This is a genomic window from Sulfitobacter sp. 1A13368, from assembly GCF_043557275.1.
GTDB lineage: Bacteria > Pseudomonadota > Alphaproteobacteria > Rhodobacterales > Rhodobacteraceae > Sulfitobacter > Sulfitobacter faviae.
The window spans coordinates 102,054-124,540 of record NZ_JBIFFR010000002.1; the positions used below are offsets into that span (position 1 = coordinate 102,054).

The 22,487-nt window shown below is 63.3% G+C and carries 18 protein-coding genes and 4 tRNA genes; 10 read left to right on the forward strand and 12 right to left on the reverse strand.

Annotation, left to right across the window (positions count from 1 at the left end; translation table 11 throughout):
- Positions 1 to 9 precede the first annotated feature (9 nt).
- The 4 genes from ACGYK4_RS04060 to ACGYK4_RS04075 all read left to right on the forward strand — a co-directional run bounded on the left by ACGYK4_RS04060 (position 10) and on the right by ACGYK4_RS04075 (position 4,591).
- Entirely contained in the window at positions 10 to 2,994 is a 2,985-nt protein-coding gene (locus ACGYK4_RS04060) for a helicase-related protein (protein WP_394455218.1), read from the forward strand.
- On the forward strand, positions 2,995 to 3,378 hold the full coding sequence (locus tag ACGYK4_RS04065; protein WP_394455220.1) for an RNA-binding S4 domain-containing protein: 384 nt from the start codon (positions 2,995 to 2,997) through the stop codon (positions 3,376 to 3,378).
- Positions 3,379 to 3,429: 51 nt separating this feature from the next.
- A complete protein-coding gene (gene fdxA / locus ACGYK4_RS04070) occupies positions 3,430 to 3,765 on the forward strand; it encodes a ferredoxin FdxA (protein WP_067262482.1) in 336 nt (111 codons plus the stop codon).
- Between the two features lie 313 nt (positions 3,766 to 4,078).
- A complete protein-coding gene (locus ACGYK4_RS04075; protein WP_007120274.1) occupies positions 4,079 to 4,591 on the forward strand; it encodes a CarD family transcriptional regulator in 513 nt (170 codons plus the stop codon).
- Between the two features lie 52 nt (positions 4,592 to 4,643).
- Here ACGYK4_RS04075 and cobS read toward each other — a convergent pair whose 3' ends face one another.
- On the reverse strand, positions 4,644 to 5,450 hold the full coding sequence (gene cobS / locus ACGYK4_RS04080) for an adenosylcobinamide-GDP ribazoletransferase (protein WP_394455222.1): 807 nt from the start codon (positions 5,448 to 5,450) through the stop codon (positions 4,644 to 4,646).
- A 79-nt stretch (positions 5,451 to 5,529) separates the two neighbouring features.
- Between cobS and cobT the strand changes: the two genes are divergently transcribed.
- The gene (gene cobT / locus ACGYK4_RS04085; protein WP_394434197.1) at positions 5,530 to 6,543 is read left to right on the forward strand and encodes a nicotinate-nucleotide--dimethylbenzimidazole phosphoribosyltransferase; all 1,014 of its coding nucleotides are present in this window, start codon (positions 5,530 to 5,532) and stop codon (positions 6,541 to 6,543) included.
- 46 nt (positions 6,544 to 6,589) lie between these two features.
- On the opposite strand, the gene ACGYK4_RS04090 is transcribed toward cobT, so the two are convergent.
- On the reverse strand, positions 6,590 to 8,503 hold the full coding sequence (locus ACGYK4_RS04090; RefSeq protein WP_394455224.1) for a monovalent cation:proton antiporter-2 (CPA2) family protein: 1,914 nt from the start codon (positions 8,501 to 8,503) through the stop codon (positions 6,590 to 6,592).
- 18 nt (positions 8,504 to 8,521) lie between these two features.
- A complete protein-coding gene (locus tag ACGYK4_RS04095) occupies positions 8,522 to 8,977 on the reverse strand; it encodes an Lrp/AsnC family transcriptional regulator (protein WP_271689612.1) in 456 nt (151 codons plus the stop codon).
- Between the two features lie 137 nt (positions 8,978 to 9,114).
- On the opposite strand from ACGYK4_RS04095, the gene hppD reads away from it, so the two are divergent.
- Entirely contained in the window at positions 9,115 to 10,209 is a 1,095-nt protein-coding gene (gene hppD / locus ACGYK4_RS04100) for a 4-hydroxyphenylpyruvate dioxygenase (protein ID WP_394455226.1), read from the forward strand.
- A gap of 63 nt (positions 10,210 to 10,272) precedes the next feature.
- Here hppD and ACGYK4_RS04105 read toward each other — a convergent pair whose 3' ends face one another.
- Positions 10,273 to 13,080 (reverse strand): hypothetical protein, encoded by a 2,808-nt coding sequence (locus tag ACGYK4_RS04105; RefSeq protein WP_394455228.1) that lies wholly within the window; start codon positions 13,078 to 13,080, stop codon positions 10,273 to 10,275.
- Positions 13,081 to 13,231: 151 nt separating this feature from the next.
- On the opposite strand from ACGYK4_RS04105, the gene ACGYK4_RS04110 reads away from it, so the two are divergent.
- Positions 13,232 to 13,933, forward strand: coding sequence for an SIMPL domain-containing protein (locus ACGYK4_RS04110; RefSeq protein ID WP_394455230.1), 702 nt, complete (start codon positions 13,232 to 13,234; stop codon positions 13,931 to 13,933).
- Positions 13,934 to 13,984: 51 nt separating this feature from the next.
- On the opposite strand, the gene ACGYK4_RS04115 is transcribed toward ACGYK4_RS04110, so the two are convergent.
- Both ACGYK4_RS04115 and ACGYK4_RS04120 read right to left on the reverse strand, forming a co-directional pair.
- Positions 13,985 to 15,277 (reverse strand): O-acetylhomoserine aminocarboxypropyltransferase/cysteine synthase family protein, encoded by a 1,293-nt coding sequence (locus ACGYK4_RS04115; protein ID WP_394455232.1) that lies wholly within the window; start codon positions 15,275 to 15,277, stop codon positions 13,985 to 13,987.
- Between the two features lie 76 nt (positions 15,278 to 15,353).
- Positions 15,354 to 16,358 carry a hypothetical protein gene (locus ACGYK4_RS04120; RefSeq protein WP_394455233.1) on the reverse strand — a complete coding sequence of 335 codons (1,005 nt, stop codon included), beginning with the start codon at positions 16,356 to 16,358 and terminating at the stop codon, positions 15,354 to 15,356.
- A gap of 92 nt (positions 16,359 to 16,450) precedes the next feature.
- Between ACGYK4_RS04120 and ACGYK4_RS04125 the strand changes: the two genes are divergently transcribed.
- Entirely contained in the window at positions 16,451 to 17,026 is a 576-nt protein-coding gene (locus tag ACGYK4_RS04125; RefSeq protein ID WP_394455235.1) for a hypothetical protein, read from the forward strand.
- Between the two features lie 80 nt (positions 17,027 to 17,106).
- Here the strand turns inward: ACGYK4_RS04125 and ACGYK4_RS04130 are convergent.
- A tRNA-Tyr gene (locus tag ACGYK4_RS04130) sits at positions 17,107 to 17,190 on the reverse strand.
- 113 nt (positions 17,191 to 17,303) lie between these two features.
- Between ACGYK4_RS04130 and rlmB the strand changes: the two genes are divergently transcribed.
- A complete protein-coding gene (gene rlmB / locus ACGYK4_RS04135) occupies positions 17,304 to 18,080 on the forward strand; it encodes a 23S rRNA (guanosine(2251)-2'-O)-methyltransferase RlmB (RefSeq protein WP_394434213.1) in 777 nt (258 codons plus the stop codon).
- 250 nt (positions 18,081 to 18,330) lie between these two features.
- Here the strand turns inward: rlmB and ACGYK4_RS04140 are convergent.
- From ACGYK4_RS04140 to ACGYK4_RS04160, 5 genes are all read right to left on the reverse strand, one after another.
- Positions 18,331 to 18,405: transfer RNA gene (locus ACGYK4_RS04140), tRNA-Gly, on the reverse strand.
- Between the two features lie 155 nt (positions 18,406 to 18,560).
- Positions 18,561 to 18,635: transfer RNA gene (locus tag ACGYK4_RS04145), tRNA-Gly, on the reverse strand.
- Between the two features lie 222 nt (positions 18,636 to 18,857).
- Entirely contained in the window at positions 18,858 to 20,531 is a 1,674-nt protein-coding gene (ctaD, locus tag ACGYK4_RS04150; protein WP_067261244.1) for a cytochrome c oxidase subunit I, read from the reverse strand.
- Positions 20,532 to 20,717: 186 nt separating this feature from the next.
- A complete protein-coding gene (gene lipB, locus ACGYK4_RS04155; protein WP_394449994.1) occupies positions 20,718 to 21,398 on the reverse strand; it encodes a lipoyl(octanoyl) transferase LipB in 681 nt (226 codons plus the stop codon).
- 46 nt (positions 21,399 to 21,444) lie between these two features.
- A complete protein-coding gene (locus ACGYK4_RS04160) occupies positions 21,445 to 22,125 on the reverse strand; it encodes a DsbA family oxidoreductase (protein WP_394455237.1) in 681 nt (226 codons plus the stop codon).
- Positions 22,126 to 22,345: 220 nt separating this feature from the next.
- On the opposite strand from ACGYK4_RS04160, the gene ACGYK4_RS04165 reads away from it, so the two are divergent.
- A tRNA-Leu gene (locus ACGYK4_RS04165) sits at positions 22,346 to 22,431 on the forward strand.
- Positions 22,432 to 22,487: the final 56 nt, after the last annotated feature.

A 22,487-nucleotide genomic window follows, 5' to 3' on the forward strand; every position in this document is an offset into this window, starting at 1 on the left:
GATAGACAGGTGGCAGGCAACAAGCGCGTCGTGGCCGTTCTCGGCCCGACAAATACCGGCAAGACGACCTATGCAATCGAACGGATGCTGGCCCATCGGACCGGGGTGATCGGCCTGCCGCTGCGGCTTTTGGCGCGTGAGGTCTATGACCGGATCGTCAAGGCGCGCGGCCCCTCGGTGGTGGCGCTGGTCACGGGCGAAGAGCGGATCGTGCCGCCGCGCACGCAGTATTGGGTGTGCACTGTCGAGGCGATGCCGCAGGAGATGGGTGCGGATTTCGTGGCCATCGACGAGATCCAGCTTTGCGCCGATCCCGAGCGTGGCCATGTCTTTACCGACCGTCTGCTGCGCGCGCGGGGCCTGCATGAGACGCTGTTCATGGGGGCCGACACCATGCGCGGCACCATCGCGGCGCTGGTGCCGGGGGTCGATTTCATGCGCCGCGACCGGATGAGCGAATTGATCTATGCAGGTCAGAAAAAGATAAGCCGGATGAAACCCCGCAGCGCAATCGTCGGCTTTTCTGTTGAGAATGTATATGCCATCGCCGAGCTGATCCGCCGCCAGAAGGGCGGTGCGGCGGTGGTGATGGGCGCACTCTCTCCGCGCACGCGCAATGCGCAGGTGGCGATGTATCAGAACGGAGAGGTCGACTATCTGGTTGCCACCGATGCCATCGGCATGGGGTTGAACCTTGACGTCGATCACGTGGCCTTCTCGGCGCTCAGTAAGTTTGACGGGCGGCGGATGCGGCCCTTGGCCCCGAATGAACTGGCACAGATCGCAGGCCGGGCAGGGCGCGGGTTCAAATCCGGGACTTTTGGCACCACCGGGGACGCGCCTGCGCTGGACGAACACGTTGCCCGCGCGATTATGGATCACAACTTTACCCCGCAGAACAAGATCAACTGGCGCAACCACGCTTTGCAATTCGGCAGCATTGATCGCCTGATCAAGACCTTGGAAATGCCGCCCGAAGACGAGCGGCTGGTCAGGGCGCGGGAATCCGACGATCTGCGCGCGCTCAAGGCGCTGGCGCAGGTGGATGAGGTTTTTGCCCGGGCCACGGATGGTGCTTCGGTGCGGCTCCTGTGGGATGTCTGCCGGATTCCCGACTTCCGTGGCATCAGCCATGCGGAACATGCGGGGCTCTTGGAGACCATTTTCAACGATCTGCACCAGCGCGGATATATCCCCGATGATTGGCTTGCCCGACAAATCAAGAGAATTGATCGAACCGATGGCGACATTGATGCGTTGTCCAAACGACTCGCGTTTATTCGCACATGGACCTACGTTGCGCAGCGCAAGGGCTGGACAAAGGACGAAAGCCATTGGCGCGACACGACGCGTGTCGTAGAAGACCGCTTGTCGGACGCTCTGCACGAGCGTTTGACTCAAAGATTTGTAGATCGGCGCACGAGTGTATTGCTGCGCCGGCTTGGACAGAAGGAAGCCATGGTGGCCGATGTAAACGAGACCGGTGAAGTCACCGTCGAAGGTGAATTTGTAGGCAAGCTGGACGGGTTCCGCTTTCGGGTGGACAAGGGCGCGGGTGCGGCTGAAGACAAAACGGTGAAAACCGCCGCATTGCAGGCCTTGGCTCCGCAGTTCCATCTGCGCGCCGACCGGTTCTACAACGCCCCGGACACCGAGATTGATTTCACCGAACAGGGCGGCCTCATGTGGGGCAGCGCTGCGGTGGGCAAACTGACCGCTGGCAGCGATGCGCTGAAGCCGCAGGTCGAAGTCTTTGTCGACGATATCGCCGGGCCTGAAGTGGCCGAGAAGGTAAAACGCCGCCTCCAGCACTTCATCGACCGCAAGGTCGCGGCCCTGTTCGAGCCGCTGCTGGGGCTGAGCAAGGATGACACGTTGACCGGTCTGGCCCGTGGCTTTGCTTTCCAACTGGTTGAGAATTTCGGCATTCTGCCCCGCGCCCAAGTCGCCGAGGATGTGAAGGCGCTGGATCAAGACGCCCGCGGTGCGCTGCGCAAACATGGCATTCGTTTTGGCCAGTTCACCATCTTCATGCCGCTGATGCTCAAACCCGCGCCGACACGTCTGCGTCTGGTGCTCTGGTCGCTGGCCAAAGGGCTGAACGAATTCCCAGAATCCCCCCCGCCCGGTCTGGTGACCATTCCGGTCGAAGCCGAAGCGCCCGCCGGGGCCGACACCATGTCGGGCTACCGCAACGCCGGCAAACGCGCGATCCGCATCGACATGCTGGAACGTCTCGCCGATATGCTGCGGGCCGAAGATTCGCGCGGTGGGTTCGAGGCCAAGCCTGACATGCTGTCGATCACCGGCATGACGCTTGAGCAATTCGCCGACCTGATGGAGGGCCTTGGCTATAAGGCCGAGAAGGATGAGCGGACTAAGGTGAAACCCGTTGATGTGGTGATGCCCAAAGACGGCAGCCATGACGCGATGGACCCTTCCGCCGATACCGTAGTGCCCGAGAAACTCGACAGCGATCTTCCCGGTGACGATGCGGCGGACAAGCCGATCATGGATGTCGCTGCCGAGGAACCTGCGGGCGGTATCATCGAGACTCCTTCAGATGAGTCCAACCCCGACGACCGCCCCGCAGATGTGGCGCAGATGCCCGACGACGGCATCGCACCTATCGCGGACGTGGCATCGGAAGACCCCGAGGTCGACACCAACATCCCCGAAGTACCAGCGGAAGAAATCCCGCAGGGCACCGCGCCCGATGCCGATGTCGCCGGGCCGGAGATGGAGACCTATTACATCTTCACATGGGCCCGCAGCCCGCGCGGCAATGGCGGTGGCAACCGTCGCGGCGGGGACCGCAATCAAGGGCAAGGCAAGCCGCGTGGCAAGCCTGCCAAAGGCAAAGGGCGCAAGCCCGGCGGGGACAAGGGCGGTAAGTCGCAGAACTTCTCTGCCCGTCCTCCGCGTAAGGAAAAGCAGATCGACCCTGACAACCCCTTTGCCGCCGCGTTGATGGGGCTGAAGGACGACAAGTAAGTGGAGGCGGGCGCGAAACTGCGGCTGGACAAATGGCTGTGGCACGCCCGCTTTTTCAAAACCCGTTCGCTCGCTGCCGCGCAGGTGGCGGGCGGCGCCGTTCGGATCAACGGCACCCCCACCCAGAAACGCGCCAGTAACGTCGGCCCCGGCGATGTTCTGACCTTTACGCAGGGCGATCATGTGCGGGTGATCCGCATCGAGGCGATCGGCCATCGCCGCGGCCCGGCCCCCGAGGCGCAGGCGCTTTACACCGATCTGTCCCCGCCGCAGCCAAAATCAAAGGACAGACAGCCCGAAAATCCCGGTTTTGAGGGAAAGGGCCGCCCGACCAAGCGCGACCGCAGGCAGCTTGATCTTTCTAAGGCGCGCCACCTTGAATGATCCCTCGCCCCGGTTTAGCTAGTCTCTCACACATCCAGCCAGAGTTTCCGCATGACCTATATCGTGAATGACGCCTGCATCGCTTGCAAATACACCGACTGCGTCGAAGTGTGCCCGGTGGACTGCTTCTATGAAGGCGAGAACATGCTGGTGATCCACCCTGACGAATGCATCGATTGCGGCGTTTGCGAGCCTGAGTGCCCCGCTGATGCGATCCGCCCGGACACCGAACCGGACATGGAAAAATGGGTGGAGTTCAACCGCAAGTATTCCGAACTTTGGCCCGTCATCATCACCAAGAAAGACCCGCTGCCTGAAGCGGAAGAGATGGATGGCAAAGAGGGCAAGATGGAGCTCTTCTCGGAAAAACCGGGCGAGGGCGGCTAAGGCACGGCGATTCGCGTCCTGTGACGTCTCTGTGACCTCAACTCTGCGTGTTAAGCCGCTGAATTGACCGGGAAACCGCCGAGGCTGGCTTGGGGGCGCTTCCGAAAGGCGTGATTCTGTGCTATAGTGTCTTCAAGCTGTAACACACGAGCCTGATAATGTTTCGACCCTGCTGCCAAGGTTGACCTCACATTTCTAACTCAAACGCACCCGAACGCAGACCGCTCAGGCTGCGCTTCGCATGCGTTTTACGTGCTGTTCAGGTGTCTGAGTTAATGGCGGGGCTTCCCCCGCGCGCCAAGGAGCGATCTATATGACCAAATCGAAAAAGCTTGATTTCCGCCCTAATGAATTCGTCGTCTACCCTGCGCATGGCGTCGGGCAGATCGTCTCGATTGAGGAGCAGGAAGTTGCCGGCATCGCGCTGGAGCTCTTCGTAATTTCCTTTGAAAAAGACAAGATGACCCTGCGGGTGCCGACCCATAAGGCGACCGAAATCGGCATGCGCGCCCTGTCGACACCCGATGTGATCAACCACGCGATGAAGACGCTCAAGGGCAAGGCCAAGGTCAAGCGCGCCATGTGGTCCCGCCGCGCGCAGGAGTATGAGCAAAAGATCAACTCCGGCGATCTGATTGCCATTGCCGAGGTCGTGCGCGACCTGCACCGCACCGACGACCAGCGCGAGCAGAGTTATTCCGAGCGTCAGCTTTACGAAGCAGCACTTGAGCGCCTGACCCGCGAAGTGGCCGCTGTATCGGGCGGCGACGAACTCGCCGCTGCGAAACAGGTCGGCGATGTGCTGGAAAGCCGCGTCGCCGCCTAAAGGCCGCAGAATTTAAGAAAAGGCCGCGTCCCTTCCGGGGGCGTGGTTATTTTTATGGAATAGCCTGCCAGCCATAGGCCATCATCTGACAGCCAGTTAGCAGGGCAATTTCGGTTACCTGCTGGGTGGCGCCTAAGACATCTCCGGTCTGTCCGCCGATCTTGCGCTTGGCGATTTGACGGACCACCAGCGCGGCCAGAAGCCCCAACAGCGCTAAACGCCACGCCGAATAGTCCGGTGCCATCACGATCACCCCCACGCCGATCAGCACCGCCACCGCCGTCGCCAATTCACCGGGGCGGCCCGTACGGTCAGACAGCCCGTCGCGGCGGGCGGTGGGCAGGCTGTCCATCACCCAGACCATTGCCGCCCGCGATGCGCAGGAGGCGACGACCAGCGCCCAAATCAGCGCCTCATCCGTGATCAATTCGCTGATGAGATACCAACGCAGCAAAAGCGACAGCACCAGCGCCACGACGCCATAGGTGCCGATCACGCTGTCTTTCATGATTTTCAGGCGCTTTTCGCGGGTCCAGCCGCCCCAGAACCCATCGGCGCAATCGGCAAGGCCATCCTCATGCATCGCCCCGCTCAGCATCACCAGCGTCAGCACCACGAAGGCGGCCACCAGCGGCGGCGTCGCGCCTAGGCGCGTCAGCGCCACACCAACGGTCCCGGCAATCAGCGCCAACACAATCCCGACCAGCGGATAGGCCCAAGCGCTGTGGGCCGGGGGGCGGTGCGGCTCGGTCGGGAAATGGAAATGTGGCAGGGGCAGGCGGGTCAGCAATGCAAAGGCCACGGCGATGTCGCGGAGCCGGAAGACCTGCCTCAGGGCGGTGATGTCGGGAATGGCCATTATTTCGCCCCTTCGGCACTTTCAGCGCCGACAGGCTAAGGCTAGAAACGATTGAATATCAATCCGCAAAGGGCCGTATATGAACACGTCTTTCGCCAGTCTTACCGAATTTCGCAGCCTGCTGCGTGCGATGCCCGCCTGCGACGACGCGGCGATGGCAGAGGCGCGGGCCCATGACGCCATGCTGACCAAACCCCCCGGCGCGCTTGGCCGGTTGGAAGACCTCGCGGTCTGGTATCGCGGCTGGCGCGGCGGGGCGCGGGCCGAGATCGCCGCGCCCCAGATCATCGTGTTTGCAGGCAACCACGGGGTCGCCGCGCGGGGCGTCTCGGCCTTCCCGGCAGAGGTGACCGCGCAGATGGTGGCGAATTTTCAGCACGGCGGGGCGGCGATCAATCAGATCGCGCGGGTCAATGGCGCGAGCCTCGACGTGGTGCCGCTGTCCTTGGACAGGCCCACCGAGGATTTCACGGTCGCGCCCGCGATGGCGGAAGACGAATTCGTCGAGGCGCTCCGGGCGGGCTGGGAGGCGGTGAATCCCGAGGCCGATCTGCTTGTCGTGGGTGAGATGGGCATCGCCAACACCACCTCGGCGGCGGCACTTGCCACGGCGCTTTTGGGCGGCGGGGCGGAGTTCTGGACCGGGCGCGGCACCGGGGTGGATGACGCGGGCCTGTCACTGAAGACCGAGGTCGTGGCCGAGGGTGTCGCCCTGCATGCGGACAAGGGCGATGGGCTAGAGCAGCTGCGCCGCCTCGGGGGGCGGGAATTGGCCGCGATGGCCGGAGCACTGGCGCGGGCGCGGGCCTTGCGCATCCCGGTGATCCTCGACGGTTTCATCTGCTGTGCCGCCGCGCTCAGCCTCGCGCGCACGGCACCCGGCGCGCTGGATCACTGCGTCGCGGGGCATCTCAGCGCGGAAAGCGGTCACCGGCGGCTCTTGGGCGCGTTGGACAAGGAGCCGCTGCTGGAGTTGAACCTGCGTCTGGGGGAGGGCTCAGGCGCGGGCTTGGCGATTGGCATCCTCAAGACCGCGCTTGCCTGTCACGCGGGTATGGCCACTTTTGCCGAAGCGGGCGTCAGCGACGCATAGGGCGGTGCGGGCGGCCCCCCCCAAAAAAAAAGGGGGGCTGCCCGGTTCAGGCGCTTTCCTTGCCCTTGTCCTCGCCAAGGTTGAGAAAGGCGGTCTCCAAATCCTTTTGCAACTCCTTCGCGCGGGCCACATAGGCGGCGTTCTGCGAGGGCGGCACATCGGGCCGCCAAAGCGCCGCCAATTCGCGGACCGAGACCCGGTCATGGGCGTAGAAAAGCTTTTGTGCCTCATTCGCCTCGAAATCTGAAAGCCCCATGTTTTCCAACACATAGCGCCCGGCGCGCAGCGAGCTGTCGAACATTTCGCGCACGATGTCATTCGACCCGGCCTGATAGTGGCGGTAGACCTCCTCGCGGTCGCGCGCGCGGCTGACGATATGCAGGTTCGGGTTCTCTTTGCGCGCGTAGGAGATCAGAGAGACCGCCGATTTTGGGTCATCAAGGGCCACCACCAAGACGCTGGCGTCTTGCAGCCCCGCTTTGCGCAGGATGTCGGGCCGCGTCGGATCGCCCAGAAACCCCTTGAAGCCAAAGCGCCGCATGACGGCAATGGTCTCGGGGTTGTGGTCCAGCACGACGGTTTGAAAACCGCTGGCTTGGACCATCCGGTTCACCATCTGGCCAAAGCGCCCGACGCCCGCGATGATCACCGGGCCGCTGCTGTCGATCTCATCGGCGATGACGGGGCCGCCGTCGTCAAGGCGTCGGCTGATCAGGTCGTGCAGGATGAAAAGCAGCGGCGTGATCAGCATGGTTAGGGCCACGACCAGCAAAAGCGTCTCGCCAATCGGGTCGGGCATGACGCCGGTGGCGAGGGAAAAGCTGACCAGCACAAAGCCAAATTCCCCGGCCTGCGCCAGCGCCAGCGTGAAAAGCCAACCGTCGCGGCCTTTGAGGCGGAAGAGTCGGCCCAGCACCATCAGGATCAGCGCTTTGACGATGATGACCAACAGCGCCATGCAGATCAGGATCAGCGGTTTTTCGAACAGCAAAACAAAGTTGATGCCCGCCCCCACGGTGATGAAAAACAGCCCCAGAAGCAGCCCCTTGAAGGGCTCGAGGTCGGTCTCCAACTCATGGCGGAACTCACTGCTGGCCAGCACCACGCCCGCCAGAAAAGCGCCGAGCGCGGGCGACAGGCCGACCACGGTCATCAGCGAGGAAATCCCCATCACGATCAGCAGCGCGAGCGCAGTATACATCTCGCGCAGCTTGGCAAGGTGGATGTAGCGGAACACCGGACGGGTCAGGTAGATGCCCACGAGGATGATCGCGGCGACCGCTCCGATCGTGACCAGCGTAACGCCCCAGCCCGGCAGGCTCTGCACGAAGGTCTGCGCGGCATGGGCGACGTCGCCCGCGTGGCTGCCCTCGGCCCCGTGATGGGCATTCTCCACCGCCTCAGGGTCGAGCGAGATTGACCCATCGGGCAGAAGCCCGCCCGGAATTCCCGTGGCGAGCAACGGCAGGAAGGCGAGGATGGGGATCACCGCGATATCCTGCGTCAGCAGGACAGAGAAGACGGAGCGCCCCCCTTGGGTTCGCATCAGCCCCTTTTCCGAGAGGGTTTGCAACACGATGGCCGTCGAAGACAGCGCCAGTGTTAGCCCGATTGCCAGCGCCACGCGCCACGGCTGGTCGTAAGCCATGGCGATGGCCATGAGCGCCGCGGTCGACAGCAGCACCTGCAAGCCCCCCATGCCCAGCAGACGGTGGCGCATGTCCCAGAGCGCGCGCGGCTCCAACTCCAGCCCGATCAGGAAGAGCATCATCACAACGCCGAATTCCGCGAAATGCTGCACGTCTTTCGTCTCGGACCCGACAAGGCCCAGCACCGGCCCGATCAGAATGCCCGCCGCCAGATAGCCCAGCACCGACCCCAGCCCCAATCGCGCGGCGATGGGCACGGCAATCACCGCGGCGGCCAGATAGACGGAGGCTTGGAACAGGAAACCTTCCATTGCGGTCCTCTTTCAGCGTCAGGTGGGCAGCGGCCCGTCCTGTTTCAATTGATCCATGACAATCTGGCTATGCACCCGGCTCACGGCCTGATGGGGCAGAAGAACGTCGTGAATGAGCCTGTTCAGGCTCGGCAGATCGTCACAATAGACCCTCAGGAGGTAGTCCGCATCCCCCGTCATCGTCCAAGCGCTCACAATCTCGGGACGGGTGGCCATGAGCCGGGCAAAGCTCGCCGAATGTTCCGGCCCGTGGGTGCCCAGATGGACCTGCACGAAGCCCTGCACGTTCAGCCCCATGCGCACCGGATCAAGCCGCGCGTGATAGCCGCGAATGTAGCCCTCCGCCTCCAACCGCTGACGCCTGCGCCCGGCTTGGCTGGGGGAGAGGTTCAGCTCTTGCCCCAACTCCTGCGCCGTGAGGTGGGCGTTCTTTTGCAGCGCCGTTAGCAGCCGCCTGTCGATCTCATCGAGCATGATGCGCAATCTCCGCATGGTTTGGATGTACTATGCGTCACTTCCGCGAAATTGACCAGTTGAATGCTGTGATACGCGCAATTCGCGCGGCGGTTGCGGCGTAGACTGGGGCAAATCCCAAAGCAGAGGAGACTGACATGGGCCCTTTCCCGCATGACGCCCCGAAATCGCAGATCACGGCAGAGAACCCCGCCGGCACCGATGGTTTCGAGTTTGTCGAATTTGCCAGCCCCGACCCGCAGGCGCTGCGCGATGTCTTCACCAAAATGGGCTATGCCCATGTCGCCAATCACAAGACCAAGAAGATCGAGCTTTGGCAGCAGGGTGACATCACCTATGTCCTGAACCATGACCCCGAGAGCTTTGCCGCGCGCTTTGTCGAAGAGCACGGTCCCTGCGCCCCCTCGATGGGCTGGCGCGTGGTGGATGCGCAAAAGGCGCTGGAGCACGCGGTAGCGAATGGCGCCGAGGAGTATAAAGGCGATGGCAAGGTGCTCGACGTGCCCGCGATCATGGGCATCGGCGGCTCGCTGATCTACTTCGTCGACCAGTATTACGACACCTCGCCCTATAACTGGGAATACGACTGGATCGCCACCTCCAAGCCCGAAGGCGTGGGGTTCTACTACCTCGACCACCTGACGCACAACGTCCACAAGGGCAATATGGACGTCTGGTTCAAGTTCTACGGCGACCTGTTCAACTTCCGCGAAATCCGCTTCTTCGACATTGAGGGCAAATATACGGGGCTTACTAGCCGCGCGCTGACCTCGCCCTGCGGGCGCATCCGCATCCCGATCAACGAAGACCGGGGCGAGACCGGCCAGATCGTGGCCTATCTCAAGAAATACAACGGCGAGGGCATCCAGCATATCGCCGTCGGCGCGCGCAACATCTATGACGCCACCGATGCGATTGCCGACAATGGGCTGAAGTTCATGCCCGGCCCGCCCGAGACCTATTACAAGATGTCGAAAGAGCGGGTGACCGGCCACGACGAGCCGCTGGACCGCATGCAGAAACACGGCATCCTGATCGACGGCGAAGGCGTGGTCGACGGGGGCGAGACGCGCATCCTGTTGCAGATTTTCTCGAAAACCGTGATCGGGCCGATCTTCTTTGAGTTCATCGAACGCAAGGGTGACGACGGTTTCGGTGAGGGCAACTTCAAAGCGCTCTTTGAATCGATCGAGCAAGAGCAGATCGACAATGGTGAGCTTGAGGCCACCTAGTCAGAAGTACATCCGGGGGAGGGAAAAAGGGGCGCTGCGGCGTCTCTTTTTATGTGGTGAGACCTAGTTCGGCATCTTCAGCACGACATTCCGACCCCGGCGCACATAGCGCAACTCGCTATCGCCAATGGCCGAGACGCGGCCCCCGTCGATCCGGTCGCCGACCTCAACCTTTTGATAGCGCCCGTTGCTGAGCCGAACCAGAGCGCGGCGGTTCGAGGGTTTGCCATAAACGCCGATCAGATTGACGTCGCGCAGGTTGATCGCATTCTTCACCGTGGCCTGTTTCGCCACGGAGGTTTTCGATGGAAAGCGGGGCTGCACGGCCTTGGGTGCCACGCTCGCGACCTGCGCAGGCGCAGCCCGGCGGGCGGCGCGTTTCACGATCCGGTCGAAATTGCGGGGCCGGGTATCGGGGCGGCGCGACTGGGTTGTGGCCTGTTTCGTCGCGTTCTGGATTGCGGGCGGCGTGGCGAGGGCGGCGGCAACCGCGCCGCTGGTGTCGATGGGGGCAACCTCGGGCTCAGGCGTGGCAGCGGCGAGCGCTTCCTGAGCGATTTCTTGAACGGATTTGGGCCGCAGTTGCGGGCGCAGATCGGCCAATTCGGAACGTGTCAGCCCGCCAAGCTGGGCGCGTTCGGTCGTCTCTGCCAAATCGTCGGGGCGCGGGCGGGGGCGGGCCTCGGCCAAGGCGCTGTCGACCTCGGGCTCAGCCGGTTCGGCGTCTGGCCGGGTCAGAGTGGCGGGGGGCTGCACGGCGGGGCGTCCGAGGTAGACCAGATGGCCATCGGGGCTGAGCGCCCCCTGCGTCGTGGGCTTGACCAAGCCGCGCGCGTCCAGCGCAAAGCGTGTGCCCGCCGCCGCCGGAGAGCTGACCGCGCCGGGGGCAATGTCGGTGCCGAACCCATCGGCGGGCGGCAGGGCCACGGCGTCTGTCGTGCTGCTGATCGGGTCGATGCTGGTGAGGTAGAGATCGTCGATATCGATCGCTGCCGCCGGGGCCGGGGGCACGTCCGGGGCGCGGGCCCAGATGCCGGTGGTGGCATATTTGGCGTCGATCTCGGCCTCGGTCATCTCTGACAGGGGGCGCGGCTCAGGGTCGCGCAGCGCGTCGAGCACGGCACCGTCTTCGTCGGTCAGGCCGGCGTCCAAAGCAGCGGTTTCGATTGCGTCAGGCTCTGCCGGTTCGGGGGGCAGCACGGCGATGTCATTCTCGATTTCAGGGGGGTCCGCAGGGGCCAAGGCTTCGGCTGTGCTGCGCGGGCTGCGGTCGCCAAAGAGCCGCGAAAGCGCGCTGCCCTCGTCGAGGAAGATTGAGGCCCAAGCCGCGACACCGGCCAAGAAGACCAAAAGCGCCGCCGTCAGGATCAGGCCAAGGAAACGCGGCTTGCCGCCGACTTCGTTCCGGCGGCGCGCGCCGAAAACGGTCATCCGCTCGGCCTCTGATGCCGGGGTGGCCGCGGCGGGACTGGCAGGGGCGGTCCGGCGGTCTTTCGACGCTTTCGGTTTGCGGCGACTGAGGAAGGTGCCGGTCGAGGTGGTCGCCTCGGGCGTCAGCGAACTGCTGTCGGGCTGGGGGGCGGCGGCCTCCGTCGCGGCGGCGGCGGTGGCCGGTTCGACGGGCATCTGCGGCGCAAGCGGGGCCGCGGCGGGCGATGGCGCGCCCACGGGCAGGGACGCTGTGCTGGGGGCGGGCGCGGGCGTCGGTTCCGCTTTGGCGGCAGGCGGGGGCGGGGGTGCTTCCCGGCGCGCGCCGCCAAGGCTGGGCGCGTTGTCTGACCGGCCACGGCGGCTCGCAAAACCGGCGGCAGGGGCACTGCGCGAGGGCGGTGCCGAGAAATCAACCTTGCGCGAAGGCTCGGGCTGCGGCGCGGTCTGCGTGCTGGCCGCCGCCGCAAGGGGGGCTGCGGATGCCGCAACGCTGCCCGTGGGGGCGGGCGGCGCGTCCGCCTCCGTCTCTTCCGGTTCCTCGCTTGGCGCGGGGGTCTCCAACGCGGGCAGGTCTTCTGCCAACGGCGGTGGGGTTTCCTCTGGAGTGGGGGCCAGTTCGGCCTCTGCCGGGGCTTCCGTCGCCTCCGTTTCCGCCGCAGCGTCCAAGGTGGGCAGGTCTTCGTCCAAGGGCGGTGGCGTGTCTTTGGGGGTCGGCTCCAACGCGGGGGAGGCTTCTGAAACGTCCTCGGTCGAGCCCAAATCCGGCAGGTCTTCCTCTACCGGCGGCGGGGTCTCCTCCGGCGTCGGAGCAAGCTCAGGCTCGGCCACGGGGGTCGTCTCATCCGTGTCCACGACCGGCCCTTCGGGCGCGTTCATGACGCCGGAAATCACGATGGGAGCCGTCTCAGGCTCCACGGTTTCGCCGGGTTCCAGCAGGTCCGACGCGGCTTTCGTCATGCCGAAATGCGGCGCGCCATGGAAACTCTCATTGGCCGGGGCGGCGGCGAAGCTGACCGGATGAAAACGATGCTCCACCGCGAAGGCCTCGGCTTCGTCCAAAGTCTCGCGGGCCACGGCGGCCACATGGCTCTGCCCGCCATCGGCATGCACGTCGAACACCAGATCGGAAACCGGATAGGGCGTGGCCCCCTCCAGCGCATCTGCCGCTGCGGCACGGCGGGCGGCGGGGTCCATATCCGGCGTGTCGAGGGTGAGGTATTTGATCTGCGCGTCGGGGATCAACAGCAGGCTGCGCAGCCCGCCCGGCTCCAACGCCGTGGCGGTTTTGCGCAAGACCGCCAGTTCCGCCGCCAGATCGGCACTGTCGAGCGCCACTTCACCAACAAGCTGCCATCCGCCCGATGTGCGGTGGAGCAAACGAATGCCGTCGAACGACAGGGAAAGGGTAAAATTCGGCTTCATCGCGGTCGACTTTAGCATGGGGTCGGGCGCACTTACAGACGCGCCGCAGTCATCGCGAAGGATAGAGCAGGAGTTCGCCCAAGGGAAGGGTGCGCACCGCGCAGGTGCTTGTCAGTACCGGCCCGCGATGGGCAAATGGCGGCGCATTGATGCACGGAAAGGAACGAACATGCGACTGATGAATTGGGTGGCGCTGGCGTGGATGGCGGGGGCCGGATTGGTCTCGGCTCAGCAGGGACCGGAAGAGGGGATCATCGTCTCCGGCCAAGGCAGCATCGCCGCCGCACCCGACATGGCGACGATCACTTTGGGCGTGACCGAAGAGGCCGAAACCGCCAAGGCCGCGATGGACGGGGTGAATGCCGCCGTAAGCGCGATCCTGACCCAGCTTGATGCGCAGGGCGTCGCGGCGAAGGACCGTCAGACCAGCCGTTTCTACCTGCGCCCGGTGCATGACCGCCGCGGGAATGAAAACGGCCAGCCGCCGCGCATCACTGGCTATCAGGCGGGCAACTCGGTGACGGTCAAGGTGCGGGATCTGGACCGCTTGGGCGCGATGATGGATGCGGTGATCGACGAGGGAGCGAATGATTTCAACGGGTTGGACTTCGGACTTCAAGACCCGAAAGATGCGCTGGCCGAGGCACGCAAGGCCGCCGTTGCGGATGCCACCGAACGCGCGCGGCAGTTGGCCGAGGCGGCAGGGGTGAAGCTCGGCACGCTGATCCGCATGACCGAAAACTCCCACGCGCAGCCCAAGATGTTCGAATCCGCCCGTATGGGGATGGCGATGGACAGCGCCGTGGCCGAAGGCGAGGTCGAGGTGCGGGCGCAGGTCTCGATGACCTTTGCGATTGCCCCGGGGCAGTAAACTGCCGCAGATGGAAAACCCCCGCCGAGGTGATCGGCGGGGGAAGGTGGTTTAGCTGGTCGCCTTGGTCAGTGCCTGATCGAGATCGGCGATCAGATCGTCGGCGTCCTCGGTCCCGATGGAGATGCGCACGACGCCCGGACCGGCCCCTGCCGCTTCTTGCTGCTCTGCCGTCAGCTGTCGGTGCGTGGTGGAGGCCGAGTGAATGATCAGCGAGCGCGTATCGCCCAAGTTCGCCACATGGCTAAAGATCTCAAGGCTGTTGACCAGTTTCACACAGGCGTCATAGCCGCCCTTGACCGCAAAGGTGAAAAGCCCGCCTGCGCCCTTGGGGCAAACCTTTTGCATCCGCTCGTGATAGGGCGAGGATTTCAGTCCCGCGTAGGTGACATAGTCGACCCGGTCGTCCTGTTCGAGCCATTCGGCCACCTTCACCGCGTTCTGCACATGCCGCTCCATGCGCAGCGACAGGGTTTCGATCCCCATCAGTGTGTAATGGGCCGCCTGCGGGTTCATCGTCATGCCCAGATCGCGCAGCCCGATGGCGATGCCGTGGAAGGTAAAGGCCATGGGGCCGAAGGTCTCATGGAACTTCATCCCGTGATAGGCTTCCTCGGGCTGGCTGAGCGAGGGGAATTTGTCATTCGCGGACCAGTCGAACTTGCCCGAATCCACCACGCAGCCGCCCATGACGGTACCGTTCCCGGTGAGGTATTTGGTGGTGGAATGCACCACCAGCGTCGCGCCATGCTCAATCGGGCGGCAGAGGTAGGGTGTGGCGCTGGTGTTGTCGATGATCAGCGGAATGCCCGCCGCATCTGCCACATCCGCAATAGCGCGCACATCCATGATATAGCCGCCGGGGTTGGCGATGGCCTCGCCAAAGACCGCGCGGGTGTCGTCGTCGATCGCATCGGCCACGGCCTGCGGATCGTCGAAGTCAACGAATTTGCAGGACCAGCCGAAACGTTTGATCGTATGGCTGAACTGCGTGACCGTGCCACCATAAAGACGGGTGGAGGCGACGATATTCTTGCCCGGTCCCATCAGCGGGAACAGCGCCATGATCTGCGCCGCGTGGCCCGATGAGCAGCAGACCGCGCCGACACCGCCTTCAAGCGTGGCGATCCGCTCTTGCAGGACCGCGTTGGTGGGGTTGGTCAGGCGCGAATAGATATAGCCGACTTCCTCAAGGTTGAACAAAGCCGCCGCGTGATCGGCATCGCGAAAGACATAGGCCGTGGTCTGATAGATCGGCGTCTGCCGCGCGCCGGTGGCCGGGTCAGGGGTGGCGCCTGCGTGAATTTGCAGCGTGTCGAAATGTGGGGTGGGGCTGTCGGCCATTGGTCTGTCCTCTCAGAAAATGGTTCTCGCGCAGCCTAGGCGCAAAGATCCGTCCAGACAACGGGGCAGGCGGCGCTCAGCGCATCCAGAAACCGTTTGATTTGATCCGGTTGCGGATGGCCTGTTCGCGGCGCGGCAGGTTGTCTTGATCGAAAAGCGCGCGCACCTTGGCCCCGCGGCCCTGATAGACCATCCGCTTGATCGCATCGCGCTGCTTGAGTAGCTTTTTCATTCGGTTGGGGGCGGTGATGGCCTCTAGCACCTCGATGGCATGATCGCTCTCTCGCGCGTAGAGCAGGGGCAGAAAGCGATAATGGCAGGAGACCGTGCCATCCAACAGACCAGCGGGCAGGGTTTCCCTCCCGCCGCCAAGGGCGTGGATCACCAGCGGCAGCACGATTTGGTCGAGCCAAGGATCAAAGCTCTGCGCGCAAAGCTCGACCGGAGGGTCGTCGCGTACCGCCAGCGCGTAGCGCAGGAAGAGATCACCGAATTCCTGCGGACAGCGGTAGTAGAAGAACCCTGCGTTAAAATAAAGATAACGCCGCCAATATTCATCCGGTTGGCTCAGGTCGAGGCTGCTGGCGAAGTCGAGGCCGAACTTGTCGTAAAGCGACTTCCACAATGCGCTATAGCCCGGCCCGTAAAGCTGCGGCTTGGGCCATGTGCCCTCGCGTTTGAGAGAGGCTGAGGGGCGGTCAAAATCAAACGGCACCGCCGCCAGATCGCCGGTGATCAGCGTATCGGTGTCAAAGAAAACAAAGGGTTCGCCCGCGGGCAGGGCGCTGAGCATCTCGATCTTATTGCCATTGGGGTAGGTGCTGCCGAAATACTGATTGTCAAAGGGGACGAACTCTGCCCCAAGCTCGCTCAGCGCCTCGCGCAGCGCGCTGTCGGTGATGCGTGGGTCACTGTCCCAAAGCGGGCCGGGCTGCGGCTCGGCGATCAGCAAACGACCTTGGAACTCTAGGCAGGAATGGCGCAGGGAGGCGGCGAAAAGCAGCGCCTCATAGGCCAGTCGCCCCTCTTGGCCCACGATGACGACGTTGAAAATTTGCGGGATACGCGAATTGCGTGTCATACTTAACTGCGGCCTTTGGTTTTCGGCCAGTATAGGGGCAGGGCTCTGTCGGCAAAAGCCAGCAATTTGAGCGGCCTGCGAAAGGGGTTCGAATGTTCGATTTTGTCTTTGCCGTGATCGCGATCAGCTTGGGCGGCCCCTCTGCGCCTTCGGACGGGGTAGGCCGACCGGATGCGCCGATGACGGTGCAGGCTCCGGCACGCCCTGCGGCCCCCGCCAGCCCGGCGGCGCCCCCGGCGCCCGCGGCCCCGCCGCCTGCATTCTACATGGATGCCGTGCCCCCCGGCTTGGTCTCCGAAGACCAGACGCCCACGGGCCGTTTCACCACCGCCGCAGAGGTGCGTCCGATCCTGAACGCCACCCGCGGCAATTGGATCGCCGTGCGGGAGTATGATGGGCGAGACTTTCTCTATGTGACCCACCTGTGGAGCTGGCGCTGCGGGCTGGCCGCCATGGCAATCGCGGTGAACGACGCGCCGATGCAGAATCTGCCGATGCCGCCCTGTCACGATTCATCGCCCACGCCGAATGCGATTCTGGAGGGGGACCCGCAGCCTTACCTGACGTTCGATCTCGGGTCGGTTGAGAGGGTTCGGGTTCAGGTGGTTTACGACGATTTGGGAATGGCGATTGAGGGTTTTGTGCGGGGCGATGTGTTGCTTCCTTGATAGCCATCGGGCGCGGCGTTGATCGGTCGCCACGAGCGCGCCTTGACTGCGCATACGAACTATCGCGAGGGGGGAGAAAGTGGTGGGCGACCCTGGAATCGAACCAGGCGTGCGTCTCCGCGAGGGAGTTACAGTCCCCTGCCACACCTTGCGGCCTGTCGCCCACTTTGTCCCGGTGCATTGCACCTGACGTGGGGGCGTGATTACAAGCGAGCCAAAGAAGCGTCAAGGCGAATTCCTGAGAAATCTTGGGGAAATCGCACGAAAGGATAAAGAGATGAAGAAACCCAAATGGGTCGTGCAAAAAGAGCAGGACAAGAAGGCCGAAGCGGCGCAGACGGTCTGGCTGTTCGGCCTGCATGCGGTGCGCGATGCGCTGATGAACCCGCGGCGTGAAAAATTGCAGTTGATGGTCACGCCGAACGCGCAGGCGAAGCTGGAAGAGGCCATCGCCGAGGCGGGAATCACGCCGCAGGTCGTGGACCCGCGCAAGTTCCGCCCGCCGCTCGATCCAAACTCGGTCCACCAAGGTGCCGTTTTGGAGGTGAAGCCGCTGAACTGGGGCCGATTGGAAGATGTGGCCATCGGTGATTCCGCGCCGCGGCTTTTGCTGCTCGACCGAGTGACCGATCCGCATAACGTCGGCGCGATTCTACGCTCTGCCGAAGTGCTTGGCGCCTCGGCGGTCATCGGCACCAAACACCATTCCGCGCCCGAGACCGGGGCGCTGGCCAAAACCGCCAGCGGTGCGCTGGAGCGCCAGCCCTATCTGAGGGTCCGCAACCTTGCCGATGCCATCCGCGCCCTGCAGGAAATGGGCTATCTGGTGTTGGGGCTTGATGGCGAGGCCACGCAGACCATCGAGGAGGCCGTCGAGGGCCGCCGTGACCGCCCCGTGGCGCTTGTTCTGGGGGCCGAGGGGCCGGGGCTGCGAGAGAAGACCCGCGAGACCGTAGACGCGCTGGTGCGGATCGATGCGGCGGGCGGATTCGGCTCGCTCAACGTCTCTAACGCGGCGGCCATCGCGCTCTATGCCAGCCGGCTTGGCGGCTGAGAATCGGCAAGAACAGGCTCAAAACCGGGCAGGGGGCAGGGCGGCCGGGCCCGGCCCCTTTGAAAACGGCTAAGGCTTCCTAAATTTATGGGTGACCGCAGGCCCGGAACGCCTGCCGGCCACCTACTGTCCCTCGTTCCGTACCTTACGCCCCGTGTTCGTCATGGGGCGTTTTTTTATGTAGGGCTAGATACACAAAAGCCGCCCCGAAGGGCGGCTTTGCGTTTCCTACGGGGTGGTAGGATCAACCTGGAGCGGGCGAGGCGATTCGAACGCCCGACCCTAACCTTGGCAAGGTTATGCTCTACCCCTGAGCTACGCCCGCATCCGGTTGGTGAGGGGGGAATACCCATTCCCGCAGGGGGCTGCAAGGGGGAAATGAAACGATCTAAGCGTCGCGCGGCAATTTTTTTCGCGGTGGTTTTGGGGGCGAAAAACACAAAGGGCCGCATCCAAAGATGCGACCCTGTGAAGTCCAGATGGAGCGGGCGAGGCGATTCGAACGCCCGACCCTAACCTTGGCAAGGTTATGCTCTACCCCTGAGCTACGCCCGCTTACCGTCTGGTGAGGGCGAGATACCTATTGGGGCGGGGGGCTTCAAGAGGGAAATGTGGTTTTTGGTGGAAAAATTTGCGTAAGGCGGGGGCTCTGCCCCCGGACCCCCGAGGGTATTTGAGAAAGGATGAAATTGGAGGGGGGAGGGGCGGCTGTGAGAGGAGTGGGGGGCAAAAGAAAAGGCCCCGCGGGAGAGCGGGGCCTTTGTGGTTTGGGTCAGCTTAGTGGCTGTGCTGCTTGTCCCAGTCTTCCTGTTTCGGAAGCTGCTCGAACGTGTGTTCGGGCGGGGGGCTGGGCAGGGTCCATTCCAGCGTATCTGCGAATTCGTTCCACGGGTTGTTTGCTGTGGAGCGCGCGCCGCGGGTCAGCGTGTAGGCCATCACCCCGAAGAAGAAGAGGAAGGAGGCGAAGCTGAGGAAAGCGCCGATCGAGGACCACTGGTTCCAGTAGGCGAATGCCTCAGGGTAGTCGATGTAGCGGCGCGGCATGCCCTGACGGCCCAGGAAGTGCTGCGGGAAGAAGGTCAGGTTTGCACCGATGAACATCGCCCAGAAGTGCAGCTTGCCGGCCCATTCGGGGTACATGCGGCCCGTCATCTTGGGCAGGTAGAAGTAGATGCCCGCGAAGATGGCGAAGACGGCGCCGAGCGACATCACGTAGTGGAAGTGCGCCACGACGTAGTAGGTGTCGTGATAGGCGCGGTCCACGGCGGCCTGGCTCAGCACGATGCCGGTGACGCCACCGACGGTGAAGAGGAACAGGAAGCCGAAGGCCCAGAGCATCGGTGTTTTGAACTCGATCGAGCCACCCCACATGGTGGCGATCCAGCTGAAGACCTTCACCCCCGTTGGCACCGCGATGACCATGGTGGCCAGCATGAAGTAGGCCTGCTGGTTCAGGGTCATGCCCACGGTGTACATGTGGTGCGCCCAGACGACGAAGCCCAGAGCACCGATCGCGATGATCGCCCAGACCATCGGCAGGTAGCCGAAGACCGGTTTGCGCGAGAAGGTCGCGATGACGTGGGAGATGATGCCGAAGCCCGGCAGGATGATGATGTAGACTTCGGGGTGGCCGAAGAACCACAGAATGTGCTGGTAGAGGATCGGGTCACCACCGCCTGCGGGGTCGAAGAAGGCGAAGCCGAAGTTGCGGTCCATCAAGAGCATGGTGATCGCGCCCGCCAGAACCGGCAGGGACAGGAGGATCAGCCAGCTTGTGACGAAGATCGACCACGCGAAGAGCGGCACTTTGAACAGGGTCATGCCGGGGGCACGCATGTTCAGGAAGGTGGTGATCATGTTGATCGCGCCGAGGATCGAGGAGGCACCGGAGACGTGCACCGCGAAGATCGCGAAGTCCATCGACATGCCCGCTTCGCGCACCGAAAGCGGCGGGTAGAGCACCCAGCCCACCCCGGAGCCGAGCTGGCCGTTGCCACCGGGTGTCAGCAGCGAGCAGACCGCAAGGGTGGTGCCCGCGACATAGAGCCAGAAGCTGAGGTTGTTCATCCGCGGGAAGGCCATGTCCGGCGCGCCGATTTGCAGCGGCATGAAGTAGTTGCCGAAACCGCCGAAGAGCGCGGGAATCACGACGAAGAACATCATCAGTATGCCGTGGCCGGTGATCAGCACGTTCCACAGGTGGCCGTTTGGCGTACAGGCGGCAGAGCTATCCGCGATGAAACGCGCGCCTTCCATACACATGTATTGAACGCCCGGATCCATGAGCTCGAGGCGCATGTAGACGGTGAATGCCACCGAAATAAGACCGACCAAGGCCGAGACGATAAGGTACAGAATACCGATATCTTTGTGGTTGGTGGACATGAACCACCGGGTAAAGAACCCCCGGTCGTCGTGATGATCTTGGCCGTGAATGGCTGCGTCTGCCATGCGGTGCCTCCTGCAAATGAATTGGACACATGGCGCCATAGGCGGCACATGCGGTGTCGCGCCCGTTTTAGAGCGACCGTCTCGCGGGGGCAATGGGCGCGATGGTCGCAGGGTGGGTATTTTTTGCGCTGTGGCGATCGCCGTAAATTGCGGCCTTTGGCCCGCTTGGGGCGTGCTTTGCCGCTGTTAGGGGGTGATGTCGCAGCTGCCTGTGGGGTCGCTGGCAAAGACCTCATCAAAGGTGGCGCGCAGGGCCAGATCGACGTCGTCCATCGTGACGGGCAGGCCTAGATCGACCAGTGAGGTCACGCCGTGGTTCGTGATGCCGCAGGGGACGATGCCGCCAAAATGGCTCAGGTCCGGTTCCACATTGATGCTGATGCCGTGGAAGCTGACCCATTTGCGCAGCCTGATTCCAATGGCGGCGATCTTGTCTTCGGCGGGGCTGCCATCGGGTTGGGCGGGTTTCTCGGGCCGTTGCACCCAAACGCCGACGCGACCGGGGCGGATTTCACCGCGCAGGTTGAACTGATCCAACGTGGCGATGACCCAGTTTTCGAGCTGGCGCACGAAACAGCGCACGTCGCGCCCGCGGGCGGCGACGTTGAGCATCACATAGGCCACGCGCTGGCCTGGCCCGTGGTAGGTATATTGCCCGCCGCGCCGGGTGGGGTAGACGGGAAAGCGGTCGGGCTCTGTCAGGTCTTCGGCCCGCGCCGAGGTTCCGGCGGTATAGAGCGGGGGGTGCTCGACCAGCCAGATGCATTCCTCGGCCTCACCGGCGGCGATGGCGGTGGCACGCGCCTCCATCCACGCCTCGGCGCTGCGGTAGTCGGTCAAGCCGTCAGTGATGATCCATTCAACCATGGGGATGCCTTAGCAAGACCCGCGCCGCACCGCCAGAGGCACAGTGTCAGGCGGCGGCGTCGCGTTCCTCCAAGACCTTGCGCAGGATTTGGGCGTAGTTTTCAGCCCCCTGCGCCCCGGTGATCAGGTATTTGCCCTCGAAGATCATCGACGGCACGCCGGAGATGCCGCGCGAAGTCCAGAATTGCTGCGCTTCGCGGGTCTGTTCGGCAAAGCTGCCGCTGCGGAGCACCTCAAGCGCCTCATCCCGGTCCAACCCGACGGAAGCGGCAACATCGGCGAGCACATCAGTGTCGTTCACATTGCGCCCTTGGGTGAAATGCGCGTCGAAGAGGGCCATCTTCAGCGGGTGTTGCAGCCCTTGGGCCTGCGCCCATGTCAGCAGTTGATGCGCGGCAAAGGTGTTTTGCATCCGCGTGTCGTCGGAAAAGTTGAAGGTAAAGCCCAAGTCTTGGCCCATCTGCGTTAGCCGTTTGCGATTTTCGACCGATTGGGCAGGGGTGGAGCCGTATTTCTCGGCCAGATGTTCGGCCATGTTCTGGCCTTCGGCTGGCATCTGCGGGTTCAACTCAAAGGGGTGCCAACGCACGAAAGCGCCGACGCCAACCGCGCCGAGCGCTTGCTCAAGTTGCTTGTAGCCCACGATACACCAAGGGCACATCACATCCGATACGATGTCGATCTGCACGGTGGGGGTATCTGTGGGGGTGGCGGTGTCTGCGGGCATGGCGTGTTCCTTCTTGCTTGCGTCACAGATGGCCCGCCGAACGCGCGCTTTCAACGGTTGAGCCGTCAGATTGTAGGGCGGTAAGGGGATTGTGATCGGGGGTGCGGCTGCGGAAAATCGGGGGCTGAACCCGCTTTCTGAAACGCATTGAAAAAATTTGCAGATTGCCTCTTCACAAGCCCTTGGTCTTTGGCTAAACCCCGCCCACCAACCATGGCGTGCGGTCGTGGCGGAATGGTAGACGCGCAGCGTTGAGGTCGCTGTGGGGTAACACCCGTGAGAGTTCGAGTCTCTCCGACCGCACCACCATGCTTTGCAATGCAAAGCGATGGTCGGACCCCCTGAAAGAAAAATCCTTTTTA